This is a genomic window from Acinetobacter sp. 1294596, assembly GCF_000582925.1.
Taxonomy (GTDB): Bacteria; Pseudomonadota; Gammaproteobacteria; order Pseudomonadales; family Moraxellaceae; genus Acinetobacter; species Acinetobacter radioresistens.
Genome location: NZ_JFCC01000061.1, coordinates 1 through 14,556, shown reverse-complemented (window position 1 = coordinate 14,556; position 14,556 = coordinate 1). Strand labels below are relative to the sequence as shown.

Annotated in this window: 12 protein-coding genes; 6 read left to right on the top strand and 6 right to left on the bottom strand. The window is 35.0% G+C overall.

The features are described 5' to 3' along the window. Positions 1 to 110 precede the first annotated feature (110 nt). Positions 111 to 704, top strand: coding sequence for a DUF4142 domain-containing protein (locus J502_RS14745; protein ID WP_034684848.1), 594 nt, complete (start codon positions 111 to 113; stop codon positions 702 to 704). Between the two features lie 385 nt (positions 705 to 1,089). Here J502_RS14745 and J502_RS14740 read toward each other — a convergent pair whose 3' ends face one another. Further along, a complete protein-coding gene (locus tag J502_RS14740; RefSeq protein WP_034428841.1) occupies positions 1,090 to 3,192 on the bottom strand; it encodes a TonB-dependent siderophore receptor in 2,103 nt (700 codons plus the stop codon). 323 nt (positions 3,193 to 3,515) lie between these two features. Beyond that, positions 3,516 to 3,815, bottom strand: a complete 300-nt coding sequence (locus J502_RS17235) for a hypothetical protein (RefSeq protein WP_005406274.1) — start codon at positions 3,813 to 3,815, stop codon at positions 3,516 to 3,518. A gap of 335 nt (positions 3,816 to 4,150) precedes the next feature. On the opposite strand from J502_RS17235, the gene J502_RS14730 reads away from it, so the two are divergent. After that, positions 4,151 to 4,663 carry a hypothetical protein gene (locus J502_RS14730; RefSeq protein ID WP_005406390.1) on the top strand — a complete coding sequence of 171 codons (513 nt, stop codon included), beginning with the start codon at positions 4,151 to 4,153 and terminating at the stop codon, positions 4,661 to 4,663. Between the two features lie 402 nt (positions 4,664 to 5,065). On the opposite strand, the gene J502_RS14725 is transcribed toward J502_RS14730, so the two are convergent. Further along, complete coding sequence (locus tag J502_RS14725; protein WP_005406473.1) at positions 5,066 to 6,394, bottom strand: PepSY-associated TM helix domain-containing protein; 1,329 nt, start codon at positions 6,392 to 6,394, stop codon at positions 5,066 to 5,068. A gap of 690 nt (positions 6,395 to 7,084) precedes the next feature. Between J502_RS14725 and J502_RS14720 the strand changes: the two genes are divergently transcribed. From J502_RS14720 to J502_RS14710, 3 genes are all read left to right on the top strand, one after another. Continuing rightward, positions 7,085 to 8,071 (top strand): DUF1852 domain-containing protein, encoded by a 987-nt coding sequence (locus tag J502_RS14720; RefSeq protein ID WP_034684845.1) that lies wholly within the window; start codon positions 7,085 to 7,087, stop codon positions 8,069 to 8,071. 21 nt (positions 8,072 to 8,092) lie between these two features. Further along, positions 8,093 to 9,136 carry a methionine synthase gene (locus J502_RS14715; RefSeq protein ID WP_005406260.1) on the top strand — a complete coding sequence of 348 codons (1,044 nt, stop codon included), beginning with the start codon at positions 8,093 to 8,095 and terminating at the stop codon, positions 9,134 to 9,136. 185 nt (positions 9,137 to 9,321) lie between these two features. Then, on the top strand, positions 9,322 to 9,813 hold the full coding sequence (locus J502_RS14710; RefSeq protein WP_005019766.1) for a flavin reductase: 492 nt from the start codon (positions 9,322 to 9,324) through the stop codon (positions 9,811 to 9,813). Positions 9,814 to 9,906: 93 nt separating this feature from the next. Here the strand turns inward: J502_RS14710 and J502_RS14705 are convergent, their stop codons facing one another. The 3 genes from J502_RS14705 to J502_RS14695 form a co-directional block, all read right to left on the bottom strand. Next, the gene (locus tag J502_RS14705) at positions 9,907 to 10,518 is read right to left on the bottom strand and encodes a LysE family translocator (protein ID WP_005406251.1); all 612 of its coding nucleotides are present in this window, start codon (positions 10,516 to 10,518) and stop codon (positions 9,907 to 9,909) included. 545 nt (positions 10,519 to 11,063) lie between these two features. Next, positions 11,064 to 12,632 carry a sensor domain-containing diguanylate cyclase gene (locus tag J502_RS14700; protein ID WP_005406476.1) on the bottom strand — a complete coding sequence of 523 codons (1,569 nt, stop codon included), beginning with the start codon at positions 12,630 to 12,632 and terminating at the stop codon, positions 11,064 to 11,066. A gap of 371 nt (positions 12,633 to 13,003) precedes the next feature. Next, the gene (locus J502_RS14695; protein ID WP_005406388.1) at positions 13,004 to 13,894 is read right to left on the bottom strand and encodes a LysR family transcriptional regulator; all 891 of its coding nucleotides are present in this window, start codon (positions 13,892 to 13,894) and stop codon (positions 13,004 to 13,006) included. 96 nt (positions 13,895 to 13,990) lie between these two features. On the opposite strand from J502_RS14695, the gene J502_RS14690 reads away from it, so the two are divergent. Beyond that, on the top strand, positions 13,991 to 14,422 hold the full coding sequence (locus J502_RS14690) for a PACE efflux transporter (protein WP_005406313.1): 432 nt from the start codon (positions 13,991 to 13,993) through the stop codon (positions 14,420 to 14,422). Positions 14,423 to 14,556: the final 134 nt, after the last annotated feature.

Here is a 14,556-nt window from a genome sequence, read left to right as displayed (position 1 = left end):
ATGTTTATACATTTATCTAACAAAGCAACTGAAAAAGTACATTATTTCCGATTTAATTAGACTATCTTAAAAAAGTTACTTCAATAATAAAACTCTAAAAGGATGCCAAAGTGGAAACTATAACAGTGAAAAAGATAGTCAGCTGTATTGCTTTTAGTAGTATATTAGGCCTGACTGCATGCCAAAGTACAACCAAAGACCATCACTCTATGGATGATCGAAAACATCATTCTAAAATGTGGCATGATAAGCATGAAGACTTATCCGATAACCAGATTATTAAAATATTGAGTACTGCCAACAATGGCGAGATTATGCAGGCAAACGCGGCCTTGCCAAAGTTAAAAATGGCTCAAGTCCGTCAATATGCTCAGATGATGATTCGTGAACACTCAGCGAATGAGCAAAAAGGTCAAGCACTGGCAACTCGTCTGATGCTAACACCAGAGACCAGTGAGATTAGCAAGTTATTACAGCGTGACAGTGATAAGATCGTTGATAAACTTAACAGATCATCTTCTGACACTGATAAAGATTATATGAAGAGCCAAGTGGAAGTACATCGTAAAGTCCTCATGGTTATCGATAAAAAATTGATTCCAAATGCTAAAAACTCTGACTTAAAGAACATGCTTGTTCAAACACGTAGTGCGGTTGCTACACACTTACAAATGGCTGAACGAATGGTTTCAATGATGAAGTAACATTAAAATCATCCATATATTTATATTTTTTAAATAGGTCTAGCATTCATTATGCTAGGCCTTTTAAGTTTGTATAATTTAATAATAAGATTAAATTATACAATAAACAGAATTTTACTAATAATATCTCCTGCACCAAGTAAATAGGCTAGATAAAGTTTGATAAATACTCATCCTATTCTTTAGCTTCTATTTTAGATATCTAATCCGAAGAAAATCTTTTGCTCATAGATATTTTATAAGTATATTAGAAATGTTTTCTCATAAATCAGTATTTTTTAGTTAATTGAAGCCTTATTGTTCTTACTTAGAAAATCAGAAATAAGGCTTATTATGCTACCTATTATTTAAAGTGGAATTAAGAATGAATATCTGCGCTCTTTAACTAAAAACTGTATGTAATACCTAACTTTGCAGTGCGTGGTTGTCCAGGATATACATAGCGGTTAAAAGCACTATCATCATATTCTTTATTAAAAATATTCTTAATATCAAAGCTGAATCTTAAATCAGGATTTAAGTTATAGTATGAAATTAAATCAGTTGTTGCATAACTGCCCATCGTATAAGTATTATTTGCAGTCTGACCTTTTCGGTTACCAATATAGCGCTGATTAATGCCTATGCCTAAACCATCAAATAATCCTGATTTAAATTCATAAATGCTGAGTAAATTAAATGAATTTTGAGGAATATTGGCTAGATGTGTTCCTTTTTCTAAGGTATTGTCTTTATTTACACTAGCATCGACATATGAATAGTTTCCTATAATTTTCCACGCCGGTATAATATTGCCTATCAGACTTAAGTCAAAACCTTTACTTGATACCTCTCCAGCAGCAATACTTTTAGTCGAGTTTGTTGGGTCAAGAGTTAAAACATTCTCTTTTTTTACACAATAAATGGCAGTGTCAAAAGAAAGCTGTTCATCTAGTAATGTGTACTTTGTACCTATTTCATAAGAAATACCTTCTTCAGGGTTAAAGCCCTGATTATTACGATCTGCTCCGGAGTTAGGCTTAAATGATTTGCTAATATTGGCATATGCTGTCAGTTGGTCGGTCAGATCATAAGTCATACCAATGCGCGGAATAAGAGCATGGTTATCTGTAGACCAAGAGGTATTAGAAATAAAGTTGTGATAATCATGCTGATAGCTTTCCAAGCGTAAAGCAAGCAAGGTGTTTAAACGATCAGTCAGATGAATTTGATCCTGAATAAATAAAGCTTGGCTTTTTAATTGTTCACGGTCGTGGGTGGTTATATTATTTAATTCTGGCAATGATTGTGGTTTATATGGATGATTAATATCTAAATCAAAATGATCCTTCGAACGAATAATAAAAGATTTATAATCATAATCTTCAAGTTCTATGCCTGAAATTAAAGTATGCTCTAAATTAAATAAATTGAAATTACCGACTATATTGGCCTGAAAGTTTTTATCAATCCAATCTAAATTACGCCAGTTATAATTACGGGTAAGTAGTTCACCCTCTGTGTCAGCTTTAATGCCATTTGCCTCAACTGCATAACCATGCAGATTTCCATTTAAATATTGAGTACCAATATTAAGTGTCCAGTCATCATTAAAGGTATGTTCAATACGTAACTGTAGCATGTCATTATCATTATATAAGCGATTCCGGTTCTTGCCAGTTTCCCACCAGTACTCTGCCGGGTCAAAATTATATCTTTTTTGTCCTTCGTAGCGGGTAAAACCCCGGTCTAAAGCATGCTGGTTACGTAACAGATCAGCTTCTAAGGTCACTTTAGTGGTGTCTGAAGGACTCCATTGAATAACAGGTGCGATATTCCAACGCTTTAAATTAACATGGTCGCGGTAAGTATTTCCGTTTTCTCCCATGACATTTAAGCGGTACATAAGACTCTCATCTTCAGTTAAAGCACCGACTGTATCTAAAATGCCCCGCAACAGGCCCTCATGATCAACACTCAAACCTAAAGTTGTTTTTTGTTCAGTATGGGGTACTTTACTAATGACATTGAATGTACCTCCCGGATCACCACGGCCATATAAACTAGAGGATGCACCTTTTAATACTTCTATACGTTCAATGGTATTACTGTCAGGTGCATTGGGATAACCACGATTAATTGGAAAACCGTTTCGGTAGTATTCGCCGCTGGTAAACCCGCGTGAGGTAAATGTGGTTAAACCTTGACCACCAAAGTTATTTGCCCGCCCTATACCTGCTACATCAAGAGCTTCCGATAAGCGGGTAGCTTGAATATCGTTTAGGACTGCTTCAGAAACAACCGTGACTGCCTGAGGAGTATCTTTCAATAAGGTATGAGTACGAGTGGCAGAGCTTGCCGTACTGACCTTATAGGCTAGATGAGCATTATCAGTTTTGCTGGTTGCCTGTAAACTGATAGTAGGTAATGAGCTAATTTGGTCATTTGCAAATACGAAAATAGGACAGCTAAATGGTAACAAACCGAGGAGTAGGTGACGTTTTAACACAGGATATAGTTTCACAAGATTTTTATGATAATGATTATATTTTACGTTTTTAAAAAGTAAATATAATCTTCATAATATAGTCTATCGTTATAGTACTTTATTAGCTATAAGTCTCTGCTTAACTTGAATTTAATATGAAAGAATAAAAACAGATTGTTCATTTCTGCTAAAAAAGAGAAGTAATATGAGTATTAAATAGACAGGAGGTTACTGAGCCAGACACTCTTCATTAAATTATTATATTAAAAGCAGTAGAAGAAATAACCGAACCGTGGCTTGGAACACCACCTGTATAAAGTAATTCAACTAAACACCAAATAGTTTTAAGTGCGCTTTAAGTGACCATATTTTAAATAAATAAAATAAAAACTTAGAAGAATCAATAACCAGAATATATAGTCTAGAATAAAGTATAGGTAGTGGAACTCGTCTAAACCTATAACTAAGGATAAAGGATCAATACCGATGCTACCTACAGGCGAAATTTCTCCATCGATAAGAAATTGGAAAGGTGCTCCTCCAGCTATTACCTCATCCTTCTCGATTGTATCGACGGCTAGACGTTCAACATCAATAGTAGTCTGGTAGAATAAAGAACTATAAGTCACTACCAGTGCTAACATATTTAAATATATTATTTTTTTGATCACTTGATCTATCCATGTCTTTTTTATCTTTAGTCCCCAAAATCAGGTATATCTTAGAATTGTATTTTAATTTTAGTTTGTTATATCAAGCAGAAACTATTTTAAAGGATTCTAGAGGTGGCTTAAAAAGGTTTAAATTAAATTTTAACCTAATCAATACTTAATAAATAAAAATATAATTTTGCAGTTGTTGTTAGCTTATTAATCATCCCCATGAATCAAAAATAGAACTTTTTAAATTCAATACCAAAGGAGTACCTAAAATTCTGTAACTGTCAGGCAATGTATTTTATCTCTTTTAGGAGCTTTCTATGCTATTCACCAATCCATTATTGGCCATTTTACTCATTCCAACTCCACAACAGTTGGTCATGGACTCATCTGCAGTACAAGAGTGCCGAGCAGAGCAGTTAACTATTCAGGTCGATAATAAAGCAGGTGATTTTAATGGTATGTCACATTCTGGTACAGAAATTAAAATTTATAATAAAGGACCAGAATGCCAATTCCCGGCACGTCCACGAGTTAAAATTTATGGCTCAGAAGATAAGATTTTGCCTTTGGAAAATGGTACCAGACCTGAACAGCTGGCTCAAAATTTAGTAATTGATAATGGGCAATATGCTGTAATGCAATTACGTTGGGTATCAAGTCCTGTCTATAATGAAAACAAAAAATTAAAAGCAATTACTCTGAGCGTAGATACACGGTATTCAGCATTAAAAGTTCCTCTAGCAACTGAAATCTATATTCCTGCTGATGTGAAAATAGGAACATTTGAACAGACCCCCCTACGTATAGTAGAGGGTAGGAGTGAACGTTAATAACGTATCTACGATAAAAAAGAAAGTAGCTTTTCATAGCAGTTATATGTTGGAACAGGCTATCTAACTTATAAAATAGATGAGCATAAAATTTTGTAAGTTTTCACTGACATCAATAGGCGCTTATAACTGCTATGCAGTCGATGAGAATATTTTTATGATGAAGTCATGAAGGAACAGGATGTTCCAGAACATAAAACAACAATAATAAGTTTCAGCACCAGGACTGTGAGATAAGACAGGAGTTATATCTAGCAACCCCATATGAGAAACCTCGGCAGGATGCCGGGGTTTCTTATTACTCAATTATTTTTAATTGAAAAACCTATGAAGCAATTAGCTGTATAAATCTATTCACGGGACACGAATAAATTAAATATTTATCACTTATGCATTTAATTTTTATGGGATTTTTTTTAGAATTAAATAGTGGAACACTATTGCAGTTAATTGTAATAGCACTACACTTATCGTCCATACAGGTAGTAAAAAATATAAGCCAAATAAAATACTGATATAAATAATTTTTTGGAATTGATTACAATTTTTCCACTGTTGCCATAGGTCTTGGTTAAACTTTCGTAACGTATCTAAAGGTCGTTGGTAAGTCCACCATGCCTGATAAGAAAATATTAGTAGTAATAAGATTATGGCTGCAGACAGAACTAGCAAAACTTGATTTAGCCAGCCGAACAGAACCCCAATATGTAAATCTACTCCCCAGCGTGTTAATTTTGCAGATAATGGAAAATCACTAAATCTTAAATGGTCAATAATGTGTTGAGTTGACATATCTACCGCTAAAGCATCAATTTGAATTGGCCAACGATGATTCATTTCTTCTATCGACCAGGCCCGATTTTTTTGATAACTGGGTTTAATTTGTAATGCTTGTGCGTTTAAACCATTTTGATGAGCAAGCTCGACAATACGATCAAAATCTTTAAAGTTTAATTTAGTTGAAAGGTGTTGGCCTGACATATCCATCTGCATGTAATGTTCAGCATGTGGATTTATCACATTCATCTTTTTTGGATTTAATGCCAGATGCAAAGTTGGTGTATCACTATTGAGTAAATGGCGAAGTTGTGCAATGTTTGCTCCGCTCCATTTTGACCATGTTAAACCGGTAATCGAAAAGAAAAATAGCATCGGTAATACAGTTAAACCGAAAATATAATGCCATTTGATACGTGAATGGCGTGAATGAATGGATTTATTTTTTTTACGATAGCTCCACCATTGAATCAGGCCAGTTAAAGCGAATAGTCCTAACCAGCTTGCTGCAAATTCGCTATATATACGACCATATTCACCTAGTAATAAGCTGCGGTGTAACTGGTCTAAAAAAGTTCTTAAAGGTAAAACTCCACTGGTACCGTAAACAGGAAGTTCACCTTGGATCTTTAATGTATAAGGATTTATAAATATTGCCTTAACTGTATCAGGGTTGTCGGGCACCTGATAAAAAATGCGTGTTGTATGTTCAGAAGTCTGTGGTGTTCGAACTGCAAATATCTTTGCATCATGAGGTAAAACAGTTGAGGCAGCTGCAACCTGTTGACTAAGAGGTTGAGTTTTATGGTTTGGGCTATGTAGTGCGGATAGCTGCTCTTTATAAATAAAGCTCTCAAGCTGGGGCGTTAAGCCATAGAGTAGCCCTGTTAAAGAGGCAATAAAAATAAAAGGGGCAATTAAAATCCCTAATTGATTATGAAGCAGCTTTAACAATTGGTATTCAACATATGACTTTAAAAATAGATTATATTCAAAAAATGAGCACTAGAAGAATATTAAATTATATAATCTTTATGCGATAAAACTTGAATAAAATCATGCTAGCTATGATGTATAGAAGTACAGTTAAGGGCCCATATAAAAAACTCAGTTAAAGATTCAGTAATATTCAAAATTCTTAAATCAAACTGTTATTTTTGAAAATTTTTTCTAATGATGATTAAGCTCTGTTATAAGTTACTAAAATTACCAGTTCAAATTATAACGCTACAACCCGTTAAATCATGCACCAGCCCTCTATCTGCTTAGATATAACCATATACATGTATGATTTAAATCATAAGTACGATGATTAAATCAGAATAAATATAAGTTCCTACACTATAACATGCAGAAAATTAAAAAATTATTAGTAGGAAAAGAATTTAAAAATCTCATTTTTTTTACCAATATTCTTTAATTCTAATAGCGTTAGTTTTTAAACATGAATTGAACTCACTTTCCAATGAGACTAAATCATTTTTATTCATGTTGTGATTGCGGTATAAATCTATTCATGTTCTGAAGCGCTCCAGTAATTCACTTTTGATAAGACCAAAAGGCGCAAAACTGATAAGGCTGGAAAGTTTAAAAAGAGCAAAAAGATTTTTTAGGTTTATCTCGGAAATTAGGGTACTGATCACAATGAATAAAGAATTTACGTTTACGATTAAAAGTATTTGTTTCGATGAAAACTATCGTCCAGCAGACAATACGCGCCTTACCACTAACTTTGCTAACTTGGCAAGAGGGATGAGCCGTCAGGAAAATTTGCGCAACACATTATGCATGATTGATAATCGTTTCAATGCCTTGGCTCATTGGGACAACCCTAAAGGCGACCGCTATACTGTTGAGCTTAAAATCATTTCAGTTGAAATGAATATTGATGTGCAAAACCATAGCAGTGGGCTTCCTTTGATTGAAATATTGAAAACCAATATTATCGATAAAAAAACCGGTAAATATATTGAAGGTATTGTGGGCAACAATTTTTCTTCTTATGTCCGTGATTATGATTTTAGTGTGCTGTTGCTCGATCATAATAAAGATCAGCCTAGCTTTAGCACACCAGAAAATTTTGGTGAATTACATGGCAACCTGTTTAAAAGTTTCATTAACTCAGACACTTACAAAGAAAACTTTAAAAAAGCGCCTGTCATTTGCCTAAGCGTTTCAACAAGTAAGGTCTATCACCGTACTGAAAATGTACATCCTGTTTTGGGTGTCGAATACAAGCAAGAAGACTATTCATTAACTGACGAATATTTCCAAAAAATGGGCTTAATGGTACGCTATTTTATGCCGGCAAATAGCGCCGCGCCTTTAGCATTCTATTTTTCAGGTGATTTGTTGAGTGATTACAGCAACCTTGAGTTGATCAGTACCATCAGCACAATGGAAACCTTCCAAAAAATTTACCGACCTGAAATTTATAATGCAAATTCAGTTGCCGGTAAATATTATCAGCCAAGTTTGAAGAATCAAGATTATTCACTCACTCGCATTGTGTATGACCGAGAAGAACGTAGCCGTCTGGCTATTGAGCAGGGGAAGTTTGTTGAAGAGCAATTTATCAAACCATACCAAGCGATTCTTGAGCAGTGGTCTGCAAATTACGCTCTTAATTAATATACATACAGGTCATTGGTCATGAAAAAATTATTACCGACTTCAACTGCTGGCAGCTTACCTAAACCGTCTTGGCTTGCAGAACCTGAAAAGCTTTGGTCACCTTGGAAACTCGAAAACGAAGGCTTGATTGAAGGTAAAAGAGATGCGTTACGTTTGGCATTACACGAGCAACAACTTGCTGGCATCGATATTGTCAGTGATGGTGAACAAACCCGCCAACATTTTGTGACGACGTTTATTGAACACTTAAATGGTGTAGATTTTGAGAAGCGTGAAACAGTTCGAATTCGTGATCGCTATGATGCAAGTGTACCGTCTGTAGTGGGTGCGGTATCACGTCAAAAGCCGGTTTTTGTTGAAGATGCCAAGTTTTTACGTCAGCAAACCAATCAACCTATCAAGTGGGCGTTACCTGGGCCAATGACCATGATTGATACGCTTTACGATGGTCATTACAAGAGCCGTGAAAAACTGGCTTGGGAATTTGCTAAAATCTTGAACCAAGAAGCAAGAGAATTAGAAGCTGCTGGGGTAGACATTATTCAGTTTGATGAACCTGCATTTAATGTATTCTTTGACGAAGTCAATGACTGGGGTGTCGCGACTTTGGAACGTGCCATTGAAGGCCTAAAATGTGAAACTGCGGTTCATATTTGCTATGGTTACGGCATTAAAGCTAATACAGACTGGAAAAAAACACTTGGTTCAGAATGGCGTCAATACGAAGAAGCGTTTCCGAAACTTCAGGCTTCTAACATTGATATCATTTCATTAGAATGTCATAACTCACATGTGCCTATTGATTTACTCGAGCTTATTCGCGGTAAAAAAGTGATGGTCGGTGCAATTGATGTCGCATCTAACCAGATTGAAACACCAGAAGAAGTGGCGAATACACTCCGTAAAGCGCTTCAGTTTGTAGATTCTGACAAGCTTTATCCTTGCACAAACTGTGGTATGGCACCTCTTTCTCGTGAAGTGGCACGTGGCAAGTTAAATGCCTTAAGTGCAGGTGCAGAAATCGTTCGCAGAGAACTTACAGGATTGGAACTTACTGCTTAATATTTACCAATAAGTGGTATAAAGGGTTACTTTTTTGATGGCAGTTGATAATCAAACAAGTAACCCTCATTTTACTTGCTACATGTCGTTCTAATCAGAACGCATGTCGATAGTACCTTCCTGATGGAGTTGGGCGGTATAGCAAACACACAGGAAAAAGTACGGTTCAATTTAGGAATAATGTCATGGTTCAGGCAACAGACTTTAGAAATGCAATGTCTTTACTCACAAGTGCAGTCAGTGTTGTGACCACGGCAGGTATGTCTGGCCGTTTTGGATTTACTGCCTCTGCTGTGTGTAGTGTGACTGACACACCACCGACATTATTGGTCTGTATGAACCAGGCTGCAAGCTCACATGCACATTTCCTGGATAACAAAATTTTAACGGTAAATGTTTTAGGCGCGCATCACGAACATATTTCAAAAGCATTTTCATCTAAACTCACGCCAGAAGAACGCTTTAAACATGGCGCATGGATTGAGTTGGAAACAGGTGCACCTGTGTTGGAAGATGCTTTGGTAAGTTTCGACTGCGAGATTGAGCAAATTCAACAAGTGGGAACTCACACTATTTTGATTTGTCCTATTGTTGCGATTCAACAAAGCCAGCATGATCAAAGTCTGGTTTATTTTAATCGTGCTTATCACCAAGTGGGCCAGACAGAAACTGCTTAAACCCACTCTTTATGCAAATGAAAATTTATTATAAAAGTTAAACGTTTAAATTTTTAAAATGCATGATTGTCATTCAGGTAAATAGTATGGGGGTTATCTATTGGTGAAGGTTAATTTCAGCGCGAACAATATAAAAATGGAGCCAGTTATTTGATCAATTTTTTTCAGAGTTTTACCTTGTTGTAGAAATCTCGAAATAGGTTTCATCAAAGTAATCAAAAATAATGACCATAAAATGCCTAAACCCACATGAATGGCTACTAAGCTTAAAAGCCAATATGTAGAATTTTCACCAGTTGGAATAAACTGGGGTAAAAATGAGACATAGAAGAACCCGACTTTAGGGTTCAATATATTCGTAATCAAACCTTTTAAAAACCAATTTTCCTGTCTGTTAGGATTTGACGTTATCTCAAAAGCTGTTCGAGGTTTAAAAATCAAGCCAATACCTAACCATACCAGATAAACAGCTCCTAACCATTTTAACAGATTAAATGCAAGTTCAGAGGTAGCTAAAATAGCGCCTATTCCACAAGCTACGAGTACACCCCATGCTAAACAGCCACACGCAATACCTAAGGCTGCATTGAATGCTTTACTTTTATTTCCTACAGTAGCTGTTCGTATAATTAATGCTGTATCCAGTCCCGGGGTTATTGTTAATAGAATAATTGCTATAAAGAATGGTATAAGAAGCTCAGCCATATTCAGTCGATCAGGTGTAAAACTAGAGCTTATATGATAACGTCTGAATAAATAAAAATTAAACTCTATTATCAAAACTCGCTAAAATCGATAGATCAAAAGACCTGATGCGTAGAGCATTTGCTCATGTATATTAAATATGGATTAATATCCAGCCTGAGTACAAGTAAGAAAATATAAAAATTTTAATCATGTTTTTGTTTTTAATAAATATCTGATAATGTTAATAACTGTTATATGAACACTCATCCTGATAAATATCATAATATTTATTATATATTTAAAAATAGAATAGTTCAGTATGCCATTAATTGTTTTAAGGGGAATATAGAAATAGAGAGCGTAATGTCTGCTCATCAAGATTAAGCAGGGTTACTTAATATAGAACAAAGTAACTTCAATTGTGAAAAAATCAGTTGAGAAAAAAATCAGTAAAAATTATATAGCATAAAAAAGCATACCCCTTAAAGGATCAGTTATATATCTGATACTCTAAAAGTTATGCTTTAAAATAGCTGATTCATAAATTTCCTGAATTATATTTTTTAGCTGTGCTTTACCTGGTTGCGGCCATGATTTTTGGCATGGTAAAGATTGTTGTCGGCAATTTTTAATACTTCTGTAAAACTATTTGAGCTCTCGGGCCACGACGCAATACCAATAGAGACCGTGATTCTGCCAACATTATTAATAATATATGTTTCTACGGCATGGCGAAATCTTTCAGCACTTTCATAGACCTCTTGTTTATTAACATTTGGAATAATTACAATAAATTCTTCACCACCATGACGGCAACAAAGATCATTTTTGCGGAAATTTTCCAACATGATCTTAGCCAAAGTTTTTAATACCTCATCACCTTCATCATGACCATACGTATCATTAATACGTTTAAAATGGTCTATATCAATCAGAAGTACAGAAAAAGGAACTTTAGAATCTATCATTCCTTTTGTAAAGAACTGCATCCCTCTACGGTTTAATAAGCCAGTCAGTGGATCTGTATTAATACGATGATCCATTTCGGTTAGCTTATGAGAAAATTTACGTGCGCTTAATAAAAGTGATAACTTGAACTTGGTGACTTCATAGTACCAAGGATTAATCCTTTTGATTCTTTCTTCGATTTTAGGCTGATTCAGCAGACTGGCCATATTGGCTAGGTTATGTAACGGATTGGAAATAACTAGTGCAAATCTCCAGACAATATAAAAAATAAGCAGATAAAACAGGAAAATTCCGCCTGTAACTTTATAAATAATAGTCGATGCCTGCTCAAGTAACTCATTAGTGGGCTGCTGAGAGACAATAAGCCACTTGGTTGAGGGGATGTATGAAAAGCCGGCAAGATTATCTACGCCTCGACTGTTTATCAAACGGATATTTCCATTTTTGGTCGCCTGCATGTATTTCAGGCCTGTATTATTCCTAACAGTTTCTCCAATTCTTTTTGTATCAGGGTGAAAAATAATCTTATTATTCTGATCAATCACATACATGTAGCTCTTTTTATAACTGTAGTTGATCGTTAAGAGATGGTTAATAATATTTTTCTGTTTTAAGTAAATGGCTGAGCCTATAAAGCCCTTATAGTTATTATCTTTATCAAAGATAGGCTGGGACAAGAAAACAATCAGATTATCTTTTACAGAGTAATAAGGTGAAGAAATATAAGTTTTTTTATTTTTAAGTGAGGCTTGAATTCCGGGCGTGGTCTGAATTTTATTCCGGTCAATATTTAAAATGTTGGGAGAAAAGTTGATGAGCCTGCCTTCAGCATCACCAATGACTACACTGTTATAGTGATCTGACTGGTATTTAAGACGATCAACTTCTGCTTCTCTTAACGCAAAACTGTTAAAGTCTTTCCCCAAAGATTGAGCACTGTACTTGAGTTCTTTTAATATATTTTGAAAATGATTGTCTGTATTAAGAGCAATTTTATTTGCATATTCCGAGTTAATCGCTAAAGAGTTGCTGATCAACTGGTTTTTTACGATTAAATAACTTACGCCTAAAGATACAAAGAAGAGTGTAGATACGCAGAATACGATTAATAAAAGTATTAATTTTCTCAAGTCCAGGTCAAGAGACTTACCCAGTTTTCTCATGAACATCATAAATTAATCAAATTCTGATATATTTCGGCTCATAATACCTTTTTAATTTAATAATGTAGATGAAATTGGATGATTTATTGAACAATAATTCTGTTTTTAATAATTTTATTGTTTATAGAAGTTTTTACTATGCCTCTTTAAAAGTCTTAAACCATTTATGGAATAACGAACTTTCTGAGCTCATAAGAATACCAAATTGCCCATGAGCAAGGCTGCCGTTTATCTTTAACACCTTACAATAGAGATACAGTATCTATTTGGGCTTATGATTATGGCTTTGGCATCATGTCAAAGTAGATTAATTTTTACATTTAAAAGATAAAGTTCAAGAAAAAATTTTCCTATTTAATCTAATCTAGTCATTATTTTGACCAGTCTTCGCGGATCAGCTCTATTAATTCACGAGAGGCTTTAGGAAGTACCTTATCTTTTAACCAGACCAAATAGACCGGCATAGGGAGCTGATTTTGTGTATTTTTAAAATTTAACTGGATTAGTCGGCCAGTATCAATCAGATCTTCTACCAGAGATAAAGGAAAGTTACCCCAGCCTAAGCCTATCTCCACCATATCAATTGCTGTCTGTAAATGATTGGTTCGCCAGTAAGAAGCACCTATCACAGGCCTTAAATCTGTTATGTCCAGCTCGGTGCTTGCAACTAATATCTGCCGTATATTAATCAGATCTTCAATAAAAATTGCATCTTTATTTGTACGTACCAATTCATGGTTTGCTGAAATTGTAGCTACCACTGTCTCTGTAGTAACAAGCTGCAAATATTCCTGCATCTTAATATTTTGACCGGAACTGGCCAGACAGATACTGATCTGTTCTGCATAAAGCATATGTAGAATATCATCCTGTGGCGCTGTAATAACTTCAATATGAAGCAGGGGATATTTTGAGGCAATTTTTTGTATAGCCAGCAAGAGCTTCCGGTTATTTACATCAGAAACGACACCTATTTTTAAAATATTCTCTAGGCCCAAAGACAGTTCACATGCATGCTTCGTCATCTGCCTAAGTTGCTCTGAAATCATTCTGGCTTGGGGTACTAATGCCAGCGCCGTAGCTGTAGGAATAACCTTGCGTGGAGTCCTTTCAAAAAGCATTAGTCCTAATTCTGCCTCCAGGTTGGCTATACCCATGCTTACTGCCGACGGAACCCTACGTAAATTTCGTGCGGCCGCAGAAAAAGAGCCTGCATCAAGAACAGCAAGAAATAACTCAATATTTTCACTACTAAAATTCATTTGTTATCAGTTCAACTGAAAGCTATTAACTTTATCAATAATTCTAACTGAAATTAAAATAGGGAATCTTATCAATTTGTTCAGGTAATCTCATTCATGCAAGGAATGAAACGTCGAGTAGTCTATATCACTAGCTATGAAATCATCGGAATGGGAATTTCTTCGCTATGTTTCGCTTTATTGACTGGCAGCACATTAAGCCATACTGGACCTCTAGCAATTTTAGTGACCAGTATGGCGGCACTTTGGAATCTGGTATATAACCTGATGTTCGAAGCATGGGAAAGACGTCAAACGATACGTACCCGTACTGTGAAACGGCGTATAGCCCACACAATAGGGTTTCAGCTCACCCTAATTGTTTTTCTGATTCCTCTTATTGCCTGGTGGATGGAAATTACATTACTCAAAGCATTTATTTTAGATGCTTCTTTAATTGTTATTATTCCTTTTTATACTTTTACCTTTAACTGGATTTTTGACCAGTTATTTGGTGTGCCGCTTTCTGCTCAACCTATAGCTAAATAGATTTTATTAAAATATAGTATTGAAGATTTTTATGATCTATAGAAAATATACAGAATAGAAGTATATTTTCTATATTATAAATTAAATAATATGTAAATAAGTTTTTGATTTTAAGGAAATTATACTTTATGGGA